We start from the raw sequence: 22170 nt of genomic DNA on the forward strand, positions 1-22170 counted from the left end.
TCAGTCGTCGGACGTGGCGGCACCGCCGAGGGCGCTCTCGGGGAGCGGCGGGAGCTCGCGAGTGACCTCGTAGTCGGCCATCTGTCCGATGCGCCGGACGTGGCGCTCGTCGCCCGGGAACGGCTCGGCGAGGAAGATCCCGACGAAACGGGTCATCTCCTCGAGTGTGTGCTGACGGCCGCCGACGGAGACCACGTTGGCGTCGTTGTGCTCGCGTGCCAGCTGGGCAGTCGCGTCGGACCACACGAGGGCGGCACGGACACCGATGACCTTGTTGGCCGCGATCTGCTCGCCGTTGCCGGAGCCACCGATGACGACGCCGAGGCTGTCGAGCCCGTCCGCCTGCTCGGCGGCAACCGCCTCGGCGGCACGCAGGCAGAACACCGGGTAGTCGTCGACGGCGTCGTAGATGAAGGGGCCGTGGTCGACCGGCTCGTAGCCGTTGTCGACCAGCCAGGTCATCAGGTGGTCCTTGAGTTCGAGGCCGGCGTGGTCGGAGCCGAGGTGAACGCGCATGCCGTCATTCTCCCTCATGCTCCGGGGCCCTTCCTCACCCGCCCGGGTGATCAGCTGAGGTTGCCGAAGGGCACGGGCTCGCCGTGCTCCGTGCGCAGGCGGGAGCCCTCGGGAGCACCCAGTCGCTCGAGCTCACCGATCAAGCGGCCCAGGGCCTTGTCGCTGACGTCGTGGAGGGCCAGGTCGAGCTGGACGAAGGGCGTCCCGCCGGGGCCCTTGTGGTGCTGTGCGCCCGCGGCAGCCGACAGCATCTCCCCGAGTCCGGTCGTGGCCAGGAAGTCGGAGACCGGGCCGGAGTAGGCCACCGCGGCGAAGGGGTTGGCCGGGTCGGCCGGGATGCGTACGACGACGAGGTGGTGCTCGCCGTGACCACCCTCGTGGTCGTGGCCCTCATGATCGTGGCCGTCGTGATCGCGGCCCAGCAGCCGCCCGAGCAGGCCCATCAGCGGGCCATCAGTGCGTCGAGTCCGACGGCGAGCGCAGCCGCCACCCGGAAGTCGACCCGCTCGTCCGGCACCGTGACGGTGTAGCGGTCACCGATCGAGGCCTTGCGCGTGCTGGAGAGCAGGGGCGTGCCCTCGGTGCTCAGGAAGTCGAAGTGGATCGGCAGGAACGGCACATCCGTGAAACGACGGAGCAGCGCGACGAACATGCTGCGCTCCTGGCCCGATCCGGCGAACCCGGGTCCCTCCACGTGGAAGGTCGAGCGCAGGAGGCTCGCCCCGAAGTCCTTGCGGAAGAACCCGAGCGGCTGCCCGAACTCGTCGACGATGTCGTAGCCCGAACCCATGTCCATCACCTTGCGCGCCTTGAACCCGAAGACCGGACGGGTCTTGGCGGCGTCGGCGTAGAAGGTCACCTGCTCCTTGAACGCCATCCGCTTCTGCTCGGCGAGCGCCATCAGCTGGCCGGGGCTGCCATCGGGGTTCACGGCGAGGACCTCGTAGCGGTTCACCATCAGGGTGATCTTCTGCTTGACGAGGAACTGCGGGAGGTACATCGCTGCGGTCATGCCGCGAGCCTAGCGACGGCTGCCCGACCACTCGACCACGACGGCCCGACCACGTGCGAGGCTGGCGCCGTGACCGACGACTTCGCCGCTCTGACCCACCTGCTGGACGAGCGCTCCACCTGCCGCGCCTTCCTCCCCGACGAGGTGCCTGCCGCGACCCTGTCCTCGTTGCTGGAGCTGGCGCAGCGGACTCCGTCCTGGTGCAACACGCAGCCCTGGCACGTCGAGGTCACGTCGGGCGCAGCGACGGTCGCGCTCCGGTCGGCGCTGCTTGCCCATGTCCTGTCGCAGCCGCAGTCGCCGGACTTCCCGTTTCCCGCGGGCTACCCGGGCGTCTACGGCGACCGGAGGCGCGAGTGCGGCTTCCAGCTCTACGACTCGATCGGCATCGAGCGGTCCGACAAGGACGCACGGTTCGTGCAGATGCTGCGCAACTTCGAGTTCTTCGACGCACCCCACGTCGCGCTGATCACCACCGAGGCCGATCTCGGGACGTACGGCGCGGTCGACTGTGGCCTGTGGGTGCAGACGTTCCTGCTGGGCGCCCAGGCACTCGGCCTCGCGGCCGCACCACAGGCTGCGCTCGCGTCGTACGGATCGTTCTTCCGGTCGCACTTCGACCTGCCCGAGACGCGTCAGGTGGTCTGCGGCATCTCGTTCGGGTACGCCGATCCGTCGGCGCCCGTGAACGCCTTCCGGACCTCGCGGGCCGGCCTCGCGGACGCGGTGACGTTCCACTCCTGAGGTCATGATGGGCCGGTCATGATGGGCGCATGCGCTCACTCGCGGCAGTCATCCTGGCGTTCGTCTTCGTCGACGAGCTCGCGGTGATGGCCGCGTTCGGGGTGTGGGGCGCGAGCCACGGCGGACCCCTGTCCGTGGTCCTGGCGATCGCTCTGCCGGTCGTCGCGATGACCGTCTGGTTCTTCTTCGCCTCACCGAAGGCGACGTACGGCGGCCCGGTGGTCCGGCCGGTCGTGAAGGTGATCGTCTTCGGCATGGCCTCTGCCGCACTGTGGCACGCAGGTCACCCGGGCTGGGCGCTGGCGCTGCTGGTCTTCTCGATGATGATCAACGCGCTGGCGCAGCTGCGGTTCGTCCAGCGGATGCTGGCCGATCTCGAGGCCGAGAGCGCGTGATCCAGCCGCCCCTCAGCCTTCGGCCACCCTCAACGGCGGAGGTTCCGGCCTGCGACGCGACTCAGCGGTGGCGCTCGAGCTTGTAGTGCAACCGCACTGCGGAGGCCGACCAGAGCCGGAGCGTGTGGTCGGTGCGCAGAACGCCCTCGTCGTCGACGTACACGTGGAAGGTCTCGTGGATGGGCGCGCGCGAGGCGTAGGTGCGGCCCCGGTCCTGGGCGATCACATAGGCGCCGTTGCCACCGAACCGCTCCCCCGGCGACCGCAGCCACAGCGATCCGTCGTCGCCGTGGTCCGGGCGGAGGAAGACCTGGACGTTGCCGGACTCGAGCGGGAACGCGACGTGGACGCCCGCCCGGTCGGCACCCGGCAGACGCCGCGTCGAGTAGCAGCCGCTGAAGGCGTAGTCGCCGGTCGCGCGGATCGTGCGGAGCCAGCCCGCGGCCTGCTGGACGTCGTCGGCGTCGGTGATCACCGCGATCCGGCTGTCCATGCCGCGCGCCACGTCGAGCGGGCGCATCGGCAGCGCGAGCTGCTCGAGTCGCTGCCCGAACATGCGCGAGACGAGCTCGCCAGCGGGCCAGAAGAGCGGCGACCAGGCGACCCAGACCTCCATGCGCCAGTCGGTCGTGTGCTCGTAGAAGTCGCGGATCTCCGGCCGAAGGTCGGCCGCGTTGAAGCCGGGCCCGTCGAGCTCCGAGACCGACCGCAGCAACCCTGCCCCGGGGACGCCCTCGCGCACCACTCCGCCGTACGCCGCAGCCTCGGCCTCCAGCCAGCCGTCACGGACCTGCGCCCCGTCGCTCATCGGCGCGCGGAGCCAGGCGTGCTCACCGGCCAGGTCGACACGGCGACCGACCGCCCGCCAGAACTTGCGGGTGCCGAGATCGAGTGCGCCAAGGTCCATCGGCGTCAGCCGTTCAGGCGGGCCAGCTCGTCCTCGATCACCGACGGATCCAGCTTGGTGAACACCGGCGTCGGCTTGGCGACCGGCGTGCCGACCACGATCGGGGCGCGACCCCAGGCGCGGACGCCGGAGTAGTCGCCACTGATGATCGGGTAACCCGGGCCGCCGTCGAGGTCGTCGACCGCCGAGATCTCCGGCATGGGCTGGACATCGCCCGCGCCGCCGAAGACCGCGTCGATCGCGTTGGCGGAGAACGGCAGGAACGGCGAGAGCAGCAGGTTCAGGTCGACCACGCACTGCGACATCACGTGCAGGATCGTGGCCAGGCGCTCGCGCACTGCCTCGTCGTCCTGAGCCGCCTTGGCCAGCTTCCAGGGCTCGAGGTCGGAGACGTACTTGTTGACCTCGCCGACGACGCGCATCGCCTCACCGATCGCTGCCTTCTGGCGGTGGCGCTCGATCAGCTCACCGACGACGTCGAACGCGGCCTCGACCGAGGCGAGGACGGCAGCGTCCTCATCCGTCAGCACACCGGCCGCCGGCAGCTCACCGAAGTTCTTGTTGACCAGCGTCGCCGTGCGGTTGACCAGGTTGCCCCAGCCGGCGACGAGCTCGTCGTTGGTGCGGCGGACGAACTCGGCCCAGGTGAAGTCGCTGTCCTGGTTCTCCGGACCGGCCGACGCCACGAAGTAGCGGAACGCGTCGGGCTGGTAGCGCTCGAGCAGGTCGCGGACGTAGATGACGACCTTCTTGGACGAGGAGAACTTCTTGCCCTCCATCGTCAGGAACTCGGAGCTCACGACCTCGGTCGGCAGGTTGAGGACACCGAGCTCCTCGGGCTTGCCGCCCTTGGACCCCAGACCGGAGTAGGCCAGCAGCTCGGCCGGCCAGATCTGGCTGTGGAAGGTGATGTTGTCCTTGCCCATGAAGTAGTAGGACAGCGCCTCCGGGTCGTTCCACCACTGGCGCCACGCCTCGGCGTCGCCCGAGCGGCGGGCCCACTCGATCGAGGCCGAGAGGTAGCCCACGACCGCGTCGAACCAGACGTAGAGCTTCTTGGTCGGGTTGTCGCGCCAGCCGTCGAGCGGCACCGGGATGCCCCAGTCGATGTCGCGCGTCATCGCGCGCGGACGGATCTCCTTGAGGATGTTCTGGCTGAACTTGATGACGTTGGGGCGCCACAGGCCCGTCGCCGCGCGCTCGTCGAGCCAGGCGGTGAGCGCCTCGGACAGTGCCGGAAGGTCCAGGAAGAAGTGCTGCGTCTCGATGAACTCGGGCGTCTCGCCGTTGATCTTCGAGCGGGGGTTCTTCAGGTCGTGCGGGTCGAGCTGGTTGCCACAGTTGTCGCACTGGTCGCCGCGCGCGCCGTCGTACCCGCAGATCGGGCAGGTGCCCTCGATGTAGCGGTCGGGCAGCGTGCGGCCCGTGGACGGCGAGATCGCGCCGTACGTCGTCTGCTCGACGAAGTAACCGTTGTCGTAGACGCCGGTGAAGAGCTGCTGGACGACGGCGTAGTGGTTGCGCGTCGTCGTGCGGGTGTAGAGGTCGTAGGAGATGCCGAGCGCGGCGAGGTCCTCGGTGATCAGCGCGTGATTCTTGTCGGCGAGCTGCTGGGCGGTCATCCCGGCCTCGTCGGCGGCGATCAGGATGGGCGTGCCGTGCTCGTCGGAGCCAGAGACCATGAGGACGTCGTGGCCCGCCATGCGCATGTAGCGGCTGAAGACGTCGGAAGGTACGCCGAAGCCGGCAACGTGGCCGATGTGGCGGGGACCGTTGGCATACGGCCAGGCGACGGCGCTCAGGACCTTGCGCGAGGGGGCATTGCTCATGGCCCCGATCCTAGTGACCGCCGGCGGGTCGCCCCGCCACCGCCGACCGGGCCGGGATCCCTCAGCTGAAGTCGAGGCCCCCGGTGCGGCTCCGCTTCAGCTCGAAGAAGTGCGGGTACGCCGCCAGCGCGACCGCCGCGTCCCACAGCGCCCCCGCCTGCTCCCCGCGCGGGATCGCCGTCAGCACGGGCCCGAAGAAGGCGGTGCCGTTGACCGCGATGGTCGGGGTGCCGACGTCCTCGCCGACCTGGTCCATGCCCTCGTGATGGGAGGTGGCGACTGCGTCGTCCCACGAGGAGTCGTCCACCGCGTCGATCAGCTCGGCGTCGGCGCCGACCTCGGCGAGCGCCTCGACGACGAGGGCCCGGCCCGCGTCCGGCTCGTCGTGGAGCTTGCGTCCGCCGAGGTGGATCCGTGCCGCCAGCGCCTCGTAGAGCGGCAACAGGATCTCGTCACCGTGGAACTTGCGGGCAGCGACGAGGACCCGGACGGGTCCCCAGGCGGGGGCGAGGATCCGGCGGTACTCCTCAGAGATCTCCTTGTCCTGGTTGAGGTAGGCGAGGCTCATCACGTGCCAGCGGACCTCGATGTCGCGCACCTTCTCGACCTCGAGGATCCACCGCGAGGTGATCCACGCGAACGGGCACAGCGGGTCGAACCAGAAGTCGGCGGTGTGACGGGTGGGCACAACGGTGGTCCCGAGAAGTCGATCAGTCATGTGGACATTCAACGTCGAGGACCCAGGAACATTCCCCGATCCGGTGATCTCGCGACGTAATCTCGGGGCATGACCGGACTGATCGCCGAAGACGTGCTGCTCCTGCTGCTCGATGACGAGTCCGGCAAGCTCACCGAGCGCACCCATCTCGATGCCGCCCTGGGCGGTGCCCTGCTCACCGACCTGGCGCTTCGTGAGGCCGTCGAGCTGCCCCCGAAGACCAGGTTCTGGAAGTCCCCGCGCGTCGTCGCCGTGCCGGGGGCTGTGCTGGACGACCCCCTGCTGGCGAGCTCGCTGGACTTGATCGCTGCCCGCCCGCGCACCGCACAGGACCTGGTGAAGCGGCTCGGCAAGGCTGGCCGGAGCGACCTGTTCGCTCTCCTCGTGGACCAGGGCAGGGTCGGCATCGAGCGCGGATCGGTCTTCGGCGTCTTCCCGACGACGCGCCATCCTGCCGATGACACGGCCTACGAGGACGATCTCCGGACCGAGGTCACGGCAGCGCTGGTGGAGGGGCAGTCACCCACCGAGCGCACGGCGGCCGTGATCAGCGTGCTGGCCGCCATCGACCGCGCCCACAAGGTCGTCGACCGTCACGGCCTGTCGCGTCGGGACGTGAAGCGGCGGGCGAAGGAGATCGCCGACGGCGACTGGGCGGCCAAGGCAGTGCGTGACGCCGTCCGCGCGGCACAGGCCGCGACCTCGGCCGCGGCTTCCGGCGGGAGCGACGGCGGCGGTGACGGCGGCAGCTGAGCGGTCAGAAGGCGTCTGCGCGGAGCTGCGCACGCCGCCGGATCTCGGGCAGCCTGGCGTAGAGGTAGCCGCCCGGACAGGCCGTCTGGTTGGTGTCACGGTGCCCGTCGATGACCGGTAGCCGCACGACCCGGCCCGCGGCGAAACGGTCGCTGCCCTCGCTGGTCGCGTAGGTGTAGCTGGCCGGGCGACGACGGTGGATCTCCAGCTTCCAGGTGATCAGCCTGATCACCGAGGTCACGGCGTAGGTCGTCGGGCGCGCGGTCTCGTGGTTGCCGATGACCGCCACCCCCACCGACCGGTTGTTGAAACCGAGCGTGTGCGCGCCGCGGACCGGATGCTTGATGCCACCCGCGCGGCCCTGCCAGATCCGGCCGAAGCGGTCGACCAGGAAGTTGTAGCCGATGTCGGCCCAGCCCAGCGTCCGGGTGTGATAGCTGTACATCCCGCGGATGATCCCGGGGACCGCCGCCCGCGTGTAGCTGTTGGCCGAGGCCGTGTGGTGCAGGTGAGCCTGGACCAGGGTGTCGCTGTAGTACGGGATGTCGTTGCGCCAGGTCTCGTTGGCGCCCCAGATCTTCCGGCCGTAGATCGTCGGCCGCGGCGCGTAGTGCGAGGGCGGGTTGAACGGCGGCGGCGAGGTCAACGGGTACGCCGCGGCGGCGGGCGCGGTGGTCGTCGAGGCAGAGGTGCTGGCGGCCACCGGACTCGGTGTCGTGGTCGGGTCGGCGACGTAGGCCGCCAGGGCGATGCCCTCGCCTCGGACTTGCTCCGCCGGACCGTCGGGGTCGATCAGCACGAGCTCGAGGTCGCGGGGCACCGGACCGCGAGTGCGCACGCGGATCGCATCGGAGGGGCCCGCCCAGAGCAGGTCGCTGCCCTTCGTCCCGTTGCCCTCTCCCGCCTCGAGGTCCTCGAGCGGCTCGAGCGGCTGCCACGCCGACCAGCGGCCGGCGTGCCGGATCCGCACGTCTGTCCGCGGGACCCGCGGGCCGCGCCAGACCACCGCCACCTGGGAGAACCGCTCCACCTGCATGGTGCGGGTGGAGGAGCCTCCGTCTGCACCGCGGGTGAGGCGACCGGCGAGGGGCACCGAGACCGACCGGACCGAGGGAACCTGGCGCATGCCGGGCTTCCCCGGTCCGTCCCCGGAGAGGACTCCTCGCTCCCCGGGCCTGCCCGGGTCGACCAGGAAAACGGCACAGAGCGCACCGATGAGGACGAACAGGGCAGTCGCGACGATGGCTCCGAGAAGTTGCTTGCGCACCTCACCATGTTGCGCGCCCCGATGCCTCGAATCGGCCTGATTCTCCGCGTGCCGCGAATCAGTGGCGGAATCTCGCCGGGTTGCTCAGGTGAGCTGGGTGAGCGCGAGACCGAGCAGGGCGCAGACGCCGAGCACCCGCAGGACCGACCACTTCAGGGCGAAGACCAGAGCCAGGGCGACGGCTGCGATCACACCGGCGCGCCAGTCGAAGGCCGACCAGACCGGTGCGAGCACCCGGGCCGGACCCCAGGTGAGGGTCTGCGTGGAGGTGAAGAGCGTGTGCAGGGCGAAGTAGACGGCGAGGTTGGCGATGACGCCGACCACCGCGGACGTGATGCCGGTGAGTGCCGCGGAGAGGGAGGCGTTGCCGCGCAACCGCTCGACGTACGGAGCGCCGAGGAAGATGAAGCCGAAGCAGGGCACGAAGGTCACCCAGGTCGTGAGCAGCGACGCGAGGACGGCCGCGGTGACCGGGTGCAGCGAGCCGGGGTTGTTGTAGGCGCCGAGGAACGCGACGAACTGGACCACCATGATCAGCGGCCCGGGCGTGGTCTCGGCGAGGGCCAGCCCTTTCACCATGTCCGCGCCGGAGAGCCAGTGGTAGGACTCCACGGCCCGCTGCGCCACGAAGGCGAGCACCGCGTAGGCACCACCGAAGGTCACGAGCGCGGTGCCGGCGAAGAAGATGCCCTCCTCGGCGTAAACGCTGTGGCGGCCGGCCACGATGATCGCGAAGGCGACCGGCGCAAGCCAGAGGGCGGTGCCGCCGACCAGGATCGCGAGGTTGCGCCGCCACGACGGGCGGGCGTGGTGCAGCGCGTCGTCGGAGATCAACGGCTGTGGACCGTCGGACTCCTTGCCGTGGGAGCCGGAGACCATCAGCTCCGGGAGCCGGCGGTGGGCCAGCCAGCCGACCAGACCCGCGCCGAGCACGACGACCGGGAACGGCACCGCGAAGACCGCCAGGGCAACGAACGCGACGACGGCGATCCCGATCAGGAACCGGTTGTTGAGCGCACGCCCGCCGACGCGGAGCACGGCTTGCAGCACGATCGCGAGCACCGCTGGCGCGAGGCCGGCGAAGAGGCCGGCCACGAGCGCGGCGTCGCCGTGCACGGCGTACACCCAGGAGAGGGCCAGCAGGGCGATGACGCCCGGCAGCACGAACAGCACACCGGCGATCAGCCCGCCGAGCCAGCCGTTGAGCAGCCACCCGGTGTAGATCGCCAGCTGCTGCGCCTCGGGACCGGGCAGCAGCATGCAGTAGGACAGCGCGTGAAGGAACCGCTTCTCCCCCAGCCAGCGCCGCTCGTCGACCAGCGTCCGCTGCATCACCGCGATCTGACCGGCGGGTCCACCGAAGGTCTGGAGCGAGACCAGGAACCAGGCCCAGGTGGCGGTCCGGAGCGGTACGACGTGGCGGTCGCTGCGCGCAGTGGTCACGCTTCAGTATCGACTGGTGCCCGTGCTGGGGATCGTCGGGGGCAGGTGATTGGATGGCGCACATGCCCGGAACCAACCTCACTCGCGGAGAGGCGCAGACCCGCGCAGCCCTCCTCGACGTCGCGTCCTATCTCATCGAGCTCGACCTCACCCCCCGGACCGATGGCCCCTCGGAGACGAGCTTCGCCAGCCGGACCACGGTGACGTTCACGTCCTCGCAGCCCGGGGCGGCGACCTTCGTGGACCTGGTCGGTGCGACGACCATCCACGAGATCACGCTCAATGGCCGGTCGATCGACCCCGCCACGGCGTACTCCGACAGCCGGATCGCGCTGGACGACCTCGCCGCGGAGAACGAGCTCGTCGTCTCCGCCGACCTGACCTACAGCCGGTCGGGCGAAGGCCTGCACCGGTTCGTCGACCCGGTCGACAACCGCGTCTACCTCTACACACAGTTCGAGGTGCCGGACGCCCGCCGCGTCTACGCGACGTTCGAGCAGCCGGACCTGAAGTCGGTCTTCACCTTCCACGTGACCGCCCCCGCGGACTGGAAGGTCGTGTCCAACTCCCCCACGCCAGCGCCGGAGTCGCTGGGCGAGGGGCGTGCGGTGTGGAGGTTCGCGCCGACGCAGCGGATGTCGACGTACATCACGGCGCTCGTCGCCGGTGAGTACCACGAGGTCCAGGACGTGTACGCCGGGGCGCACGGCGACATCCCGCTGGGCGTCTTCGCGCGGCAGTCGCTGGTGGAGCACCTCGACTCCGAGGAGATCCTGAAGATCACGAAGCAGGGCTTCGCGTTCTTCGAGGAGGCCTTCGACTTCCCCTACCCGTTCGGCAAGTACGACCAGCTCTTCGTGCCCGAATACAACATGGGTGCGATGGAGAACGCGGGCTGCGTGACGTTCCGCGACGAGTACCTCCCCCGCTCGCGCCAGACCCGGGCCTTCTACGAGCAGCGCGCCAACACGATCCTGCACGAGATGGCGCACATGTGGTTCGGCGACCTCGTCACGATGACGTGGTGGGACGACCTGTGGCTCAACGAGTCGTTCGCCGAGTGGGCGGCGCACCACGCCTCTGCCCAGGCCACCGAGTTCACCGACGCCTGGACGGGCTTCACCAACGCCCGCAAGAACTGGGCCTACCGCCAGGACCAGCTGCCCTCGACGCATCCGATCGCTGCGGACAACTTCGACCTCGAGGCCGTCGAGCAGAACTTCGACGGCATCACCTACGCCAAGGGCGCCTCGACCCTCAAGCAGCTCGTCGCCTGGGTCGGCGAGGAGCCGTTCCTGGCCGGCCTGCGCGCCTACTTCAAGAAGCACGCGTTCGCGAACTCCGAGTTCACCGACCTGCTGAGCGCGCTCGAGACGGCGTCCGGGCGCGAGCTCGACTCGTGGGCCGCCGAGTGGCTGCAGACCTCGGGCGTCAACACGCTCGCTGCGTCGTTCGAGGTCGGCGACGACGGTGCGTTCACGAGCTTCGCGGTCGAGCAGACCGCTCATGCGGACTTCCCGACGTTGCGTCGCCACCGCATCGCGATCGGCCTCTACGACCTCGTGGAGGGTCGCCTGGTCAGCCGCACCTCGATCGAGACCGACATCGCCGGCGCCTCGACCTCCGTCGACGCTCTGGTCGGCCAGCAGCAGCCCGACCTCGTGCTGCTCAACGACGGCGACCTGACCTACGCCAAGATCCGCCTCGACCCGCGGTCACTGGCGACCCTGGTCGCGAGCATCGACAAGCTCGACGACTCGCTCGCCCGGGCCCTGTGCTGGGGTGCCGCGTGGGACATGACCCGCGACGCCGAGATGCGGGCCTCCGACTTCGTCGCGCTGGTGCTCCAGGGCGTCGGCACCGAGAGTGACATCACCGCCGTCGGCGCACTGCTCGGCTACGCGTCGAGCGCCGGCAGCATCTACACCGCGCCTGCCAACCGTGCGGCCGTCAAGGCGTCCTGGGAGGCAGGGCTCCGCGCGCTCGTCGAGGCCGCCGAGCCGGGCAGCGACCACCAGTTGGCGCTGGTGCGCTCCTACGCTGCGGCTGCCCGCAGCGACGACGGCGCGGCATACGTCCGGGGTCTGTACGACGGCAGCGTGGTGCTCGACGGCCTCGACGTCTCGCAGGACCTCCGCTGGACGTTGCTGAACAGCCTGGCAGCGGGCGGTCGCGCGGACCACGCCGCCATCGACGCCGAGCTCGAGCGCGACGCCACGATCTCCGGCAAGGAGGCAGCCGCCGGAGCGCGCGCCGCGATCCCGACCCCGGAGGCCAAGGAGGCGGCGTGGCAGCTCGGTGTGGTCGCCGATGACACCCCCAACGAGACCGCGCGCCGGATCTGCCTGAACTTCCAGCAGAGCGGCCAGGACGAGGTGCTCGCACCCTACGTCGACCGCTACCTCGAGGTGGCCGAGACGATCCTGGACACCCGCACCGTCTGGCTGGCCCGGCTCGCGCTGGAGTTCACCTTCCCCCGTGCGAACCCGACTGCCGAGACCCTCGCGAAGGTCGACGCCTGGCTGGAGACGACGAAGGCCAATCCGGCCGGACTGCGCTACGTGCGGGAGGGGCGCGCCGACCTGGCCCGCTCGCTGGCCGCCCAGGAGCGCGACGCCCAGGCCTGACCCCGCCACGCCCGTTTCACCGGCCAGCCGGTGAAACGGGCACTTGTGGTGGCGTGCACCGCACAACAGGTGCCCGACTCGCGCGCGAAGTCCGCACCACACGACCATCCAGTACGACGAAGGCTCGGCCCCCAGAGTGGGGACCGAGCCTTCGTCGTACGTGTGATGGGTGGCGTCAGCTGGCGCGGCTCGCGAGGTTGCCGATGCCGCGGGTCAGGCCACCGGCGAGGTCACCCTCGGCGAAGTCGACCTGCATCTCCAGCGCGGTGAGCTGGACCTGCTCGTCGGAGAGGCGCTCGCGCACCCAACCACCGGTGACGATCTCGAGCGCCCGCTTGTCCGGGTCGACCATGACCACGAGCGAGCGCGTCGGCGCGACCAGCGAGTTGTGCAGCTGGGTCGCGAAGGCGCGGGTGTCGGCACCGTCCGACGGGCCGACGTACACGGTGATCTCCATCCGCGAGAGCAGCTCCGCCTCGCGGATCGCCGCGCCGATGCTCAGTCGCTGCTGGCGACTGAAGTGGTCACCAGCGAGCACTGGCGCCGCCCGCCTTGGAGTCGTCGCCGTCGGGGCCGGCCAGCTCGTCGCCGGACTTGCGCGGTCCACCGAACCACTCGTGGTCGGGGCCCGATGCCGCACCGGCAGCACCCTTGGCGAGACGCGGGAGAACCACCAGGACGGTGATCGCGGCGAACAGCAGCGCCGGGTAACCGACGTAGACGAGCAGCGCCTTGAGCACGTCGACGCTCGCCGGGTCACTCCAGCCCTCGGGGACAGTCAGCGGAAGAATGTTCACGGGAGGAAGCATATCGGGGCAGGGCGGATCGGGACGACTCACGTCCGTACCGCCCGGTAGCGCCTGACGGCGCCTGACGGAGCCACTTCACTCCGCTCCCCGTAGCCTTGCGCCCATGCTGTTCCGCACGTCCGACACGTTCCTTCCCCAGCTCCTGCCGTCGCCAGATGCCTGCGACCCCGATCAGGCGATCTCCTGCCGACTGGTCCACCGGTGGACCGGCAACGACGACCTGGCGGAGCTCGCCACCTGGGTCCTCGGCAAGCCCCTCGCGATCCTGGTGCTGATCCTGCTCGGCCTGCTGGTCCGGTGGGTCGTGCAGCGCGTCATCGACCGCACCGTCGACCGGCTCGCCAACGGCACCAACGGCGACCACGTACGCCGCCGGGTCCGCGCCCGCACCATGGGGTCGTTGCTCAAGAGCATCGTCACGACGGTCATCGTCTTCGTCGTCCTGGTCATGGTGATCGCCGAGCTCGACTACCCGATCGCACCGCTGCTCGCCAGCGCGGGCGTGGTCGGCCTGGCCATCGGCTTCGGCGCCCAGAGCCTGGTGAAGGACTACATCTCCGGCGTGTTCATGATCTTCGAGGACCAGTACGGCGTCGGCGATGTCGTGGACCTCGGCGAGGCCACCGGCACGATCGAGGCCGTCGGCCTGCGCGTCACCCGGCTCCGCGACGTCAACGGCACCGTCTGGTACGTCCGCAACGGCGAGATCCTGCGCGTCGGCAACATGAGCCAGAACTGGGCGCGGACCGTGCTCGACATCGGTGTCTCCTACCGCGCCGACCTCGACAAGGTACGCCGCGTGCTCCAGGAGGTCGCCCACGAGCTGTGGGAGGACCCGGCGTTCGCCGGGCTGATCATCGAGGAGCCCGAGGTCTGGGGCGTCGAGGCGCTCGCCGCCGATGCCGTCACGGTGCGGGTCACGCTGAAGACCGCCCCCATGGAGCAGTGGAAGGTGGCCCGCGAGATGCGCGAGCGGATCAAGGACCGCTTCGACGCGGAGGGCATCGAGATCCCGTTCCCCCAGCGCGTCGTGTGGCACCGCAACGACGCCGCCCCGAGCGACGGCCCGCCGCCCAACTCCTGACGCTCCCCGTCGACACGGCGCAAGGTTGACGTCGACACGGCGCCGTCTCGAGCCCGAAGTTGCGCCGTGTCGACGCAACAGGGCCGGTTTCAGGGCCGGTTTCAGGGCTGGAAGCGGTAGCCCATACCCGGCTCCGTCAGGAAGTACGCCGGCCGGGCGGGGTCCGCTTCGAGCTTGCGGCGCAGCTGCCCCATGTAGAGCCGCAGGTTTCCCTGCGCGGTCTCGTAGCCGGGACCCCACACATCGGTCAGCAGCTGAGCCTGGCTCAGCAGCGTGCCGGGGTGGCGCACGAGCACCTCGAGCAGGTGCCACTCGGTCGGCGTCAGCCGGATCTCCGTGCCTCCCCGGGTGACCCGCTTCTCGGCGAGGTCCACCTCGATCTCGCCGAAGGACAGCCGCGGAGCGCCATCTCCGGCGACCGGCCGGCGTGACATTGCGCGCAGGCGCGCCAGCAGCTCATCCATTCCGAAGGGCTTGGTGACGTAGTCATCCGCCCCCGCGTCGAGCGCGTCCACCTTGTCAGCGCTGTCGCTGCGACCGGACAGCACGAGGATCGGCACCGCAGTCCAGCCCCGGAGCGAGGCGATCACATCCACGCCTTCGAGGTCGGGCAGACCGAGGTCGAGGATGACGACGTCGGGCGGGAGCTCCGCGGCTCGACTCAGGGCCTCGCGGCCCGACGCGGCCAGCACGACGTCGTACCCACGCGCCCGGAGGGTGATGCCGAGCGTTCGGAGGATCTCGGGCTCGTCATCAACGACGAGCACCCGGTTCACGAGCCCGCCTCGGCCGGCGACGCGGCGCCCTCGAGCGCGGCCTCCAGCAAGACGACCATGGTGAGGCCACCGCCGACCGTCACTGCGGGCACGACGGTGCCGCCCATGGCCTCGGTCAGGCCACGGGCCAGCGCCAGGCCCAGACCGACGCCCGTCGTGGCGTCGGTGTCGCCGAGCCGCTGGAATGGTTGGAAGACCCGGTCCATCTGCTCCTCGCGAATGCCCGGACCGCGATCGACGACGCGGATCTCCACACGAGTTCCGACCAGCTCGGCCTCGACGACCGGCGGCGGAGCACCTGCAGCGTGGCGCTGGGCGTTGGTGATCAGGTTGGCGAGCACCCGCTCGAGCAGGCCCGGATCCGCGAGCACCGCCGGCAGCTCGTCGGGTACGTCGATCACGACGGCCCGCGGCTCCACGCCGACGTCGTCGAGCGCCCGCGCGAGCACGTCGCCGACCGCCGTCGGCACGCGGCGTACAGCGATGGCGCCGGTCTGCAGGCGGCTCAGGTCGAGGAGGTTGTCGATGAGCCCGGCGAGCCGGTCCAGTGCGTGGTCGGCCGCTGCGAGCAGCTCGTCCCGGTCGGACGTGTCGAGCTCGACCTCCTCGCTGCGCAGGGAGGAGACCCCGGCCTTCGCGACGGCGAGCGGCGTCCTCAGGTCATGGCCCACGGCTGCCAGCAGCGCGGTGCGCACCCGGTTGCCACTCGCCAGCACCTCGGCTTGGCTCGCGGCCTCTGCCGCCTGGCGAGTCCGTTCGGCAGCGAGGTCGACCGCCCAGCTGACGAGGGCGGCAACCAGCACGAAGACCACCAGCGCCAGGGCGTTGTTGGGGTCGTCGATGGCCCAGGTGTGGAACGGCTGCGTGAAGAAGAAGTTGAGGGCCAGGGAGGCTGCGACGGCAGACACGAGCGCTGGACCGCGACCTCCCACCAGTGCGATCACGACCACGAGCAGCAGGAAGAGCAGCACGTCAGTCGCCAGGTTGAGCGTGGAGCGCAGCGGCACCAGGCCCGCGACCAGGGCGGGAAGCCCGAGGAAGGCCAGCAGGTAGGCACGGCGGCGGCGCTCGCGGCTGACGCTGCTCCGTGCGAGCACGGTGGCTCCCTTCCAGGCTTCGGTGACCGGGCGCCCGGTCAGCGCCGCGATCCTCACGGGCCCAGTCTGCCCCGACGCCCGGCGTGATGGTCGGGCAACCTGGCCGGCCTGAGCCGCCAGCACGATCACGACCAGCAGCACGAGATCGCTGCGCCGGAAGGCGAGCTCTCCGCGGGAGTGCGTGACGAACCCGGTGAGGCAGGCCCAGGCCGTGATGGCGAGGAGGAGCACGAGTGGACGGGTCAGCACCGGAGCCACTGCCAGCACCATCGCGGCGACAACGCCCGAAGTGATCAGCGGGGCGAGCCCGAACAGGTGGCAGACCACCAGGACCGGCACGACGGCCAGGCAGGAGAGCGCGCCGCGCACTTCCACCTGCTCGAGGGCCAGGGGTGATCGGATCTCGTCCACGGCCCCAGTCAACGACCGCGGTCCGGTCAGGTCGCCTGCGCTAACAGGATCCTGACGCCCGATACGTTAGGAAGCCGTTAGTGCCAGAGGTTTCGGTCCCTCGTGAACCTTGAATGGCGAGGTGAGCACCGAAACCGACGTACCGCTTGAGTCCCTCGACCCCGCGGAAGGCGACGCCGCAGCGCACCCCGCGCCCTGGTGGCGCGTCATGTGCCTGACCGGCGTCGACTACTTCTCGACGCTCGGCTACCAGCCCGGCATCGCGTTCATCGCGGCCAGCCTGCTGAGCCCGCTGGCTACGGTGATCCTGGTGCTGCTGACTCTCTTCGGTGCGCTTCCCGTCTATCGCCGGGTCGCGGCCGAGAGCCCGCACGGTCAGGGGTCGATCGCCATGCTCGAGCGGCTTCTCCCCTTCTGGCGTGGCAAGTTCTTCGTGCTGGCGCTGCTGGGCTTCGCCCTCACCGACTTCATCATCACCATCACCCTGTCCGCCGCCGATGCGGCAGCCCACGTGGTCGAGAACCCGCATGTGCCGCACTGGATGCACGGCGAGGAGCTCTGGATCACGCTCCTTCTGATCGCGCTGCTCGGTGCCGTCTTCCTGAAGGGCTTCCAGGAGGCGATCGGGCTCGCGGTCGGCCTCGTCGCGATCTACCTCGCGCTCAACTTGGTGGTGCTCGGAGTCTCCGCCTGGCACATCATCGACTCCCCTCACGTCGTCACCGACTGGACCGCAGCGCTCACCACTCAGCACGGTTCGTTCCTGACCATGCTCGGTGTCGCGCTGCTCGTCTTCCCACAGCTGGCACTCGGCATGTCGGGGTTCGAGACCGGTGTCGCTGTCATGAGCCACGTCCAGGGCGACCCCGGCGACGACCCGATGAAGCCCGCCGGCCGGATCCGGAACACGAAGAAGCTGCTCACCGCCGCTGCCGTGACGATGAGCTGCTACCTGATCGCCTCCAGCCTCGTCACGACACTGCTGATCCCCGAGCACGAGTTCGAGGAGGGCGGCGAGGCCTACGGTCGCGCGCTCGCCTACCTCGCCCACACCTACCTCGGCGACATCTTCGGCACCGCGTACGACGCGGCGACGATCGCGATCCTCTGGTTCGCCGGCGCATCCGCGATGGCCGGCATGCTCAACCTGATCCCGCGCTACCTGCCGCGCTACGGCATGGCACCCGAATGGGCCGGCGCCGTGCGGCCGCTCGTGGTGGTGCTGACCTCGACTGCCTTCCTCATCACCTGGATCTTCGACGCGGACGTCAACGCCCAGGGCGGCGCCTACGCGACCGGCGTACTGGTGCTCATGGTCTCCGCCGCGGTTGCCGTGACCCTCGCGGCGCGGAAGGCCGGCCAGCGGTGGCTGACCGCGGCGTACGGGGTGATTGCGCTGATCCTCGGCTACACGCTCGCCGACAACGTCCACTCCCGCCCCGACGGCGTGAAGATCGGCGCGTGCTTCATCGCGGCGATCGTGGCCGTCTCGCTGGCGTCACGACTGTGGCGTGCCTTCGAGCTGCGGACGACCGACGTCACGTACGACGCCCGTGCCGACCTCTTCCTGCGCGACTGTGCCCGGCGCAGCATCCGGCTGGTCGCCAACGAACCGGACGCCCGCGACCGTGAGGAGTACGTCGCGAAGGTGAACCAGATCGTCGACGACAACGACCTGCGCGATGCGGGCGACATCCTCTTCGTCGAGGTGACGGTGAAGGACTACTCCGACTTCGAGAGTCGGATCGAGGTGCATGGCGAGGTCCTGCACGGCGAGTTCCGGGTGCTCACCGTCGAAGCGAGCACCGTGCCGAACGCACTGGCATCCGTGCTCCTCGACATCCGGGACCGCACCGGTGTGCGCCCCCACATCTACTTCGAGTGGACCGAGGGCAACCCGCTGCTCAACCTGGTCCGGTTCCTGCTGTTCGGGGTCGGCGAGGTCGCTCCCGTGACCCGCGAGGTCATCCGCCGGGCCGAGCGCGACCCGGGCGAGCGCCCGCACGTCCACGTCGGCTGATCCCTCCCCCGTTGACACGGCGCAACCTCGACGTCGACACGGCGCCGTGTCGAGGCCGAGGTTGCGCCGTGTCAACGAAGAGGTCAGGCCTTGAGCGAAGCGTTCAGGGTGATGCTCGGGACCGAGGCGAGGGCCTGAGAGACCGGGCAGCCCAGCTTCGCGGCCTCGGCCAGCTCGACGAACTTGGCCTCGTCGAGGCCGGGCACGTCGCCGACGACGGTCAGGCGGATCTCGGTGATGCCGGTGCCGGGCACGAAGTCGACCTCGGCGGAGGTGTCGAGGCCGGCCGGCGGGGTGCCGTTCTTCGCCAGCCCGGCGGAGAAGGCCATCGAGAAGCATGCGGTGTGAGCAGCTGCGATGAGCTCCTCGGGGCTGGTCTTGCCGTTGGGCTCCTCGGAGCGGGCGGGCCACGAGACCGGGAAGGTGCCGATGCCCGACGACGTGAAGGTGGTGTCGCCGGCGCCGTCGAGAAGGCCGCCCGCCCAGTGGGTGGAGGCGGTGCGAGTGGTAGCCATGAAGCTCTCCTAAGTGATGTTCAGGGACGTCGACGCCGATCCTTCCACGCCCCCGGTGGGACCGGCGAGTAGCAAAACCAGCCGCCGGGCAGAATGGGGACCGTGAGCACCGAGGCAGCAACGTTCTACGACGAGATCGGCGGGATGGACACCTTCCGCCGCATCGTCGACCGCTTCTACGCGGGCGTCGCCGAGGACCCACTGCTGCGGCCGATGTATCCCGAGGAGGACCTCGGCCCGGCCCGCGAGCGGTTCACGCTCTTCCTGGCGCAGTACTGGGGCGGCCCCTCGACGTACTCCGACGAGCGCGGGCACCCCCGCCTGCGCATGCGGCACGCACCGTTCGAGGTCACGCCTGCAGCCGCGCAGCGCTGGCTCATTCACTTCCGCGCCGCACTCGACGAGGCCGCGCTGACGCCCGCCCAGGACACCCAGTTCTGGGACTACGTCACGCACGCCGCGCAGTTCATGATCAACACGCCTGCCGGCTGACCGCCCGGCTGATCAGGGCAGCGGATCAGGGCAGCTGGGCGAGCAGCAGCTCACGGAGAGCCTCAGGTGCCGGCGCAGCCTTCTGGGTGACCGGATCGAACGTCACGAGTACGACGCGGGCCCGGCTGTACGCCGTCTGCCCGTCGCGCAGCTCGCTCTCGATGACGAATGAGGAGCCGCCGACCCGCGATATCCACGAGCGCACCTCGAACGGCTCGGTGCGGAACGTGATCGGCACCAGGTAGTCGACGTCCATCTGCGCGATCACCATCGGCGCGCGGTCCATCGTCACCCCCGAGGCCTTCCAGACCCGGGTCAGGTAGTCGATGCGCGCCTCCTGGAAGAACTCGAAGTACTGCACCTCGTCGACGACACCGAACGCGTCGAGGTCGGAGAACCGGACCCGGATGGCGTAGTCGCCGAAGTCCACGTCCCTCGGCTCCGTGTACGCCGCCCGCTCGCCGAGGACGTCGTCCTCGCTGAAGCTGGCCAGCACCGCCCGGTCGTCCCCGGTCAGTGGGCGGCGCTCGCCGAGCTCGAAGTCGAAGAAGGCCAGCGTGCTGCGGGCGCGGAGGTAGACGGTGCGGGCACCGTCCTCGTCGCGCGGCTCGTCGTAGACCTCGTGGGCCAGGGTGAACGTGTCCCCGTCCACCGAGGTGACCCACGTGTCGATGTGGACCGGCCGGAGTCGGAACGTCAGCGGCGCGGCGTACTGCACCTCGTGGCTGAGGATCTGGCCGCCTTCCGCGAGCGCCGTGAGCCGCTCCTCGGGCGCGTGGGTCAGCAGCATGTCGATCCTCGCCTCCTGGAGGTAGTCCAGGTAGGTCACGTTGTTCACGTGGCCAAGGAGGTCCATGTCCGCCCAGCGCAGCTGGCACTCATAGGTGTGTCGCACAAGACCCGATGGTGACAGACCGGGCGGGCTAGGCTGGCGGGTGGCCGTTCCGACAGTGCATGGCCTTCATCACCCCTTCGTTCCCGAGGAGTTCCCCCATGCCCGAGGCAGTGATCGTTTCAGCAGCCCGCACGCCGATCGGCCGTGCGTTCAAGGGTTCGCTGAAGGACATGCGTCCCGACGACCTGGCCGCGGTTGCGATCCAGGCTGCGTTCGACAAGATCCCGTCGTTCGACCCCACCCTGGTCGACGACCTGATGCTCGGTTGCGGTCTCCCCGGCGGCGAGTCCGGATTCAACATGGCCAAGGTCGTCAACACCATCCTCGGCCTCGACACTGTCCCGGGTGCCACGATCACCCGCTACTGCGCCTCGTCGGTGCAGACCACCCGCATGGCCCTGCACGCGATCAAGGCCGGCGAAGGCGACATCTTCGTCTCCGCCGGTGTCGAGACCGTGTCCCGCTTCGGCAACGGCACCTCCGACACCCCGGGTGCCGAGAACCCGCTCTTCGCCGACGCGCGCGCCCGCACCGAGGCGACGTCGGCCAACAACACCACCTGGACCGAGCCGCGCGACGCGGGCCTGATCCCGGATGCCTACATCACGATGGGCCAGACCGCGGAGAACGTCGCCACCCTGCGCGGCATCTCGCGCCAGGAGATGGACGAGTTCGCGACCCGCTCGCAGAACCTCGCCGAGAAGGCGATCGCCGACGGCTTCTGGGCCCGCGAGATCACCCCGGTCACGACCCCCGACGGCACTGTCGTCACCGCTGACGACGGCCCGCGCGCCGGCGTCACGTACGACGCGATGGCCGCGCTCAAGCCGGTCTTCCGTGCCGACGGCACCGTCACCGCGGGCAACTGCTGTGCCCTCAACGACGGCGCCGCTGCCGTCGTGATCATGTCTGACACGAAGGCCGCCGAGCTCGGCCTGACGCCGCTGGCCCGCGTGGTCTCCACCGGCGTCTCGGGCCTGTCGCCGGAGATCATGGGCCTCGGCCCGGTCGAGGCGGTCAAGAACGCGCTGCGCTACGCCAACATGTCGATCAACGACATCGACCTCGTCGAGATCAACGAGGCCTTCGCCGCGCAGGTCATCCCGTCGTACCAGGACCTCGGCATCGACATCGACCGCCTCAACATCAACGGCGGCGCGATCGCGGTCGGTCACCCGTTCGGCATGACGGGCGCCCGCCTGCAGAACACCCTGCTGAACTCGCTGGAGTGGCACGACAAGTCCACCGGCCTGATCACGATGTGCGTCGGGGGCGGCCAGGGCATGGCCCTCATCCTCGAGCGCATCTGAGGCCAGCAACATGGGGGATGGTCACACGGCGGCTGCCGCGGACGTGCGGTGGCTCAACGTCGAGGAGCAGGGTGTCTGGCGGGCTTTCCTGACCGCCAACACCCTGCTCATGGCGCACATCGACGAGGACGCGAAGCGTTTTGACCTGAACGCGAGCGAGTACGCCATCCTGGTCCTGCTCTCCGAGGCCGAGGGCCAGGAGCTGCGCATGGCGCATCTCGCCGACGCGCTGTGCCACAGCCGGAGCCGGGTCACGCACACCGTCCAGCGCATGGAGCACAAGGGGCTGGTCGTCCGGATCGCCTCGGGCGACGACCGCCGCGGTGTCATCGCCCGGCTCACCGACGCCGGTCAGGCGCGCCTCACCGAGGCCGCACCCGACCACGTCGCCCTGGTCCGCCGGCACCTGTTCGACCTGGTGTCGCCCGAGGACCTGGCCGTCTTCGGCCGCGTGCTCAACGCGATCTCCGACGACCTGGCCGAAGGCCACCCCGAGTCCGACCTCCGGTAAGCGGCAGATGCCCCTTGAGCGTCGTCCGGTGCGTGGCTG

The 22170-nt window shown here is 69.9% G+C and carries 23 protein-coding genes; 9 read left to right on the forward strand and 14 right to left on the reverse strand.

The window, feature by feature from the left end; all coding sequences use genetic code 11:
- Genes D4739_RS01760 through D4739_RS01770 form a run of 3 tightly spaced genes read right to left on the reverse strand, consistent with a single transcriptional unit; the run spans position 1 to position 1528 of the window.
- On the reverse strand, positions 1–516 hold the full coding sequence (locus tag D4739_RS01760) for a ribose-5-phosphate isomerase (protein WP_120058996.1): 516 nt from the start codon (positions 514–516) through the stop codon (positions 1–3).
- A gap of 50 nt (positions 517–566) precedes the next feature.
- Positions 567–959 (reverse strand): hypothetical protein, encoded by a 393-nt coding sequence (locus D4739_RS01765; protein ID WP_120058997.1) that lies wholly within the window; start codon positions 957–959, stop codon positions 567–569.
- Positions 959–1528: an LURP-one-related family protein gene (locus tag D4739_RS01770; protein ID WP_120058998.1), complete on the reverse strand. Its 570-nt coding sequence runs from the start codon at positions 1526–1528 to the stop codon at positions 959–961. The genes D4739_RS01765 and D4739_RS01770 overlap by 1 nt, the downstream gene beginning before the upstream one ends.
- 69 nt (positions 1529–1597) lie before the next feature.
- Between D4739_RS01770 and D4739_RS01775 the strand changes: the two genes are divergently transcribed.
- Positions 1598–2272: a nitroreductase family protein gene (locus D4739_RS01775; RefSeq protein ID WP_120058999.1), complete on the forward strand. Its 675-nt coding sequence runs from the start codon at positions 1598–1600 to the stop codon at positions 2270–2272.
- Positions 2273–2301: 29 nt separating this feature from the next.
- Positions 2302–2667, forward strand: a complete 366-nt coding sequence (locus D4739_RS01780) for a YrdB family protein (RefSeq protein WP_120059000.1) — start codon at positions 2302–2304, stop codon at positions 2665–2667.
- Between the two features lie 61 nt (positions 2668–2728).
- On the opposite strand, the gene D4739_RS01785 is transcribed toward D4739_RS01780, so the two are convergent.
- The 3 genes from D4739_RS01785 to D4739_RS01795 form a co-directional block, all read right to left on the reverse strand.
- The gene (locus D4739_RS01785) at positions 2729–3574 is read right to left on the reverse strand and encodes a hypothetical protein (protein ID WP_120059001.1); all 846 of its coding nucleotides are present in this window, start codon (positions 3572–3574) and stop codon (positions 2729–2731) included.
- 5 nt (positions 3575–3579) lie between these two features.
- Positions 3580–5403 (reverse strand): methionine--tRNA ligase, encoded by a 1824-nt coding sequence (gene metG / locus D4739_RS01790; RefSeq protein ID WP_120059002.1) that lies wholly within the window; start codon positions 5401–5403, stop codon positions 3580–3582.
- A gap of 61 nt (positions 5404–5464) precedes the next feature.
- The gene (locus D4739_RS01795) at positions 5465–6121 is read right to left on the reverse strand and encodes a mycothiol-dependent nitroreductase Rv2466c family protein (protein ID WP_120059003.1); all 657 of its coding nucleotides are present in this window, start codon (positions 6119–6121) and stop codon (positions 5465–5467) included.
- Positions 6122–6190: 69 nt separating this feature from the next.
- Here D4739_RS01795 and D4739_RS01800 point away from each other — a divergent pair, with 69 nt between their 5' ends.
- Positions 6191–6874, forward strand: a complete 684-nt coding sequence (locus D4739_RS01800) for a GOLPH3/VPS74 family protein (protein WP_120059004.1) — start codon at positions 6191–6193, stop codon at positions 6872–6874.
- 4 nt (positions 6875–6878) lie between these two features.
- On the opposite strand, the gene D4739_RS01805 is transcribed toward D4739_RS01800, so the two are convergent.
- Both D4739_RS01805 and chrA read right to left on the reverse strand, forming a co-directional pair.
- Entirely contained in the window at positions 6879–8141 is a 1263-nt protein-coding gene (locus D4739_RS01805) for an N-acetylmuramoyl-L-alanine amidase (protein WP_120059005.1), read from the reverse strand.
- A gap of 84 nt (positions 8142–8225) precedes the next feature.
- A complete protein-coding gene (gene chrA, locus D4739_RS01810) occupies positions 8226–9584 on the reverse strand; it encodes a chromate efflux transporter (protein WP_120059006.1) in 1359 nt (452 codons plus the stop codon).
- A gap of 62 nt (positions 9585–9646) precedes the next feature.
- Here chrA and pepN point away from each other — a divergent pair, with 62 nt between their 5' ends.
- Positions 9647–12211, forward strand: a complete 2565-nt coding sequence (gene pepN, locus D4739_RS01815; RefSeq protein WP_120061662.1) for an aminopeptidase N — start codon at positions 9647–9649, stop codon at positions 12209–12211.
- A 175-nt stretch (positions 12212–12386) separates the two neighbouring features.
- On the opposite strand, the gene D4739_RS16735 is transcribed toward pepN, so the two are convergent.
- Both D4739_RS16735 and D4739_RS16740 read right to left on the reverse strand, forming a co-directional pair.
- Positions 12387–12749, reverse strand: a complete 363-nt coding sequence (locus D4739_RS16735) for a DUF5130 family protein (protein ID WP_182920265.1) — start codon at positions 12747–12749, stop codon at positions 12387–12389.
- Positions 12736–13008: a hypothetical protein gene (locus tag D4739_RS16740; RefSeq protein ID WP_182920266.1), complete on the reverse strand. Its 273-nt coding sequence runs from the start codon at positions 13006–13008 to the stop codon at positions 12736–12738. Before D4739_RS16740 ends, D4739_RS16735 begins: the two co-directional genes overlap by 14 nt.
- 115 nt (positions 13009–13123) lie before the next feature.
- On the opposite strand from D4739_RS16740, the gene D4739_RS01825 reads away from it, so the two are divergent.
- Positions 13124–14104, forward strand: a complete 981-nt coding sequence (locus tag D4739_RS01825) for a mechanosensitive ion channel family protein (protein ID WP_120059008.1) — start codon at positions 13124–13126, stop codon at positions 14102–14104.
- Between the two features lie 101 nt (positions 14105–14205).
- Here the strand turns inward: D4739_RS01825 and D4739_RS01830 are convergent, their stop codons facing one another.
- Both D4739_RS01830 and D4739_RS01835 read right to left on the reverse strand, forming a co-directional pair.
- Positions 14206–14880 (reverse strand): response regulator, encoded by a 675-nt coding sequence (locus D4739_RS01830; RefSeq protein ID WP_120059009.1) that lies wholly within the window; start codon positions 14878–14880, stop codon positions 14206–14208.
- Positions 14877–16388: a sensor histidine kinase gene (locus D4739_RS01835; protein WP_238473468.1), complete on the reverse strand. Its 1512-nt coding sequence runs from the start codon at positions 16386–16388 to the stop codon at positions 14877–14879. Before D4739_RS01835 ends, D4739_RS01830 begins: the two co-directional genes overlap by 4 nt.
- A gap of 121 nt (positions 16389–16509) precedes the next feature.
- Here D4739_RS01835 and D4739_RS01840 point away from each other — a divergent pair, with 121 nt between their 5' ends.
- Positions 16510–18408, forward strand: coding sequence for an APC family permease (locus D4739_RS01840; protein ID WP_338016252.1), 1899 nt, complete (start codon positions 16510–16512; stop codon positions 18406–18408).
- Between the two features lie 83 nt (positions 18409–18491).
- On the opposite strand, the gene D4739_RS01845 is transcribed toward D4739_RS01840, so the two are convergent.
- Positions 18492–18923 (reverse strand): OsmC family peroxiredoxin, encoded by a 432-nt coding sequence (locus D4739_RS01845; protein ID WP_120059010.1) that lies wholly within the window; start codon positions 18921–18923, stop codon positions 18492–18494.
- Between the two features lie 102 nt (positions 18924–19025).
- Between D4739_RS01845 and D4739_RS01850 the strand changes: the two genes are divergently transcribed.
- Complete coding sequence (locus tag D4739_RS01850; RefSeq protein WP_338016253.1) at positions 19026–19415, forward strand: globin domain-containing protein; 390 nt, start codon at positions 19026–19028, stop codon at positions 19413–19415.
- Between the two features lie 25 nt (positions 19416–19440).
- Here the strand turns inward: D4739_RS01850 and D4739_RS01855 are convergent, their stop codons facing one another.
- Complete coding sequence (locus D4739_RS01855) at positions 19441–20310, reverse strand: acyl-CoA thioesterase (protein WP_120059012.1); 870 nt, start codon at positions 20308–20310, stop codon at positions 19441–19443.
- Positions 20311–20408: 98 nt separating this feature from the next.
- On the opposite strand from D4739_RS01855, the gene D4739_RS01860 reads away from it, so the two are divergent.
- Both D4739_RS01860 and D4739_RS01865 read left to right on the forward strand, forming a co-directional pair.
- On the forward strand, positions 20409–21620 hold the full coding sequence (locus tag D4739_RS01860; protein WP_120059013.1) for an acetyl-CoA C-acetyltransferase: 1212 nt from the start codon (positions 20409–20411) through the stop codon (positions 21618–21620).
- A 10-nt stretch (positions 21621–21630) separates the two neighbouring features.
- Positions 21631–22131, forward strand: a complete 501-nt coding sequence (locus D4739_RS01865; protein ID WP_120059014.1) for a MarR family winged helix-turn-helix transcriptional regulator — start codon at positions 21631–21633, stop codon at positions 22129–22131.
- Positions 22132–22170: the final 39 nt, after the last annotated feature.

It is taken from the genome of Nocardioides cavernaquae (assembly GCF_003600895.1).
Classification (GTDB): domain Bacteria; phylum Actinomycetota; class Actinomycetes; order Propionibacteriales; family Nocardioidaceae; genus Nocardioides; species Nocardioides cavernaquae.

Bases quoted from the DNA above. Each gene is read 5' to 3' on its own strand.
- D4739_RS01760 (WP_120058996.1), bottom strand. From the start codon at position 516: ATGCGCGTTCACCTCGGCTCCGACCACGCCGGCCTCGAACTCAAGGAC.
- D4739_RS01765 (WP_120058997.1), bottom strand. From the start codon at position 959: ATGGGCCTGCTCGGGCGGCTGCTGGGCCGCGATCACGACGGCCACGAT.
- D4739_RS01770 (WP_120058998.1), bottom strand. From the start codon at position 1,528: ATGACCGCAGCGATGTACCTCCCGCAGTTCCTCGTCAAGCAGAAGATC.
- D4739_RS01780 (WP_120059000.1), top strand. From the start codon at position 2,302: ATGCGCTCACTCGCGGCAGTCATCCTGGCGTTCGTCTTCGTCGACGAG.
- D4739_RS01785 (WP_120059001.1), bottom strand. From the start codon at position 3,574: ATGGACCTTGGCGCACTCGATCTCGGCACCCGCAAGTTCTGGCGGGCG.
- metG (WP_120059002.1), bottom strand. From the start codon at position 5,403: ATGAGCAATGCCCCCTCGCGCAAGGTCCTGAGCGCCGTCGCCTGGCCG.
- D4739_RS01795 (WP_120059003.1), bottom strand. From the start codon at position 6,121: ATGACTGATCGACTTCTCGGGACCACCGTTGTGCCCACCCGTCACACC.
- D4739_RS01800 (WP_120059004.1), top strand. From the start codon at position 6,191: ATGACCGGACTGATCGCCGAAGACGTGCTGCTCCTGCTGCTCGATGAC.
- pepN (WP_120061662.1), top strand. From the start codon at position 9,647: ATGCCCGGAACCAACCTCACTCGCGGAGAGGCGCAGACCCGCGCAGCC.
- D4739_RS01825 (WP_120059008.1), top strand. From the start codon at position 13,124: ATGCTGTTCCGCACGTCCGACACGTTCCTTCCCCAGCTCCTGCCGTCG.
- D4739_RS01845 (WP_120059010.1), bottom strand. From the start codon at position 18,923: ATGGCTACCACTCGCACCGCCTCCACCCACTGGGCGGGCGGCCTTCTC.
- D4739_RS01860 (WP_120059013.1), top strand. From the start codon at position 20,409: ATGCCCGAGGCAGTGATCGTTTCAGCAGCCCGCACGCCGATCGGCCGT.
- D4739_RS01865 (WP_120059014.1), top strand. From the start codon at position 21,631: ATGGGGGATGGTCACACGGCGGCTGCCGCGGACGTGCGGTGGCTCAAC.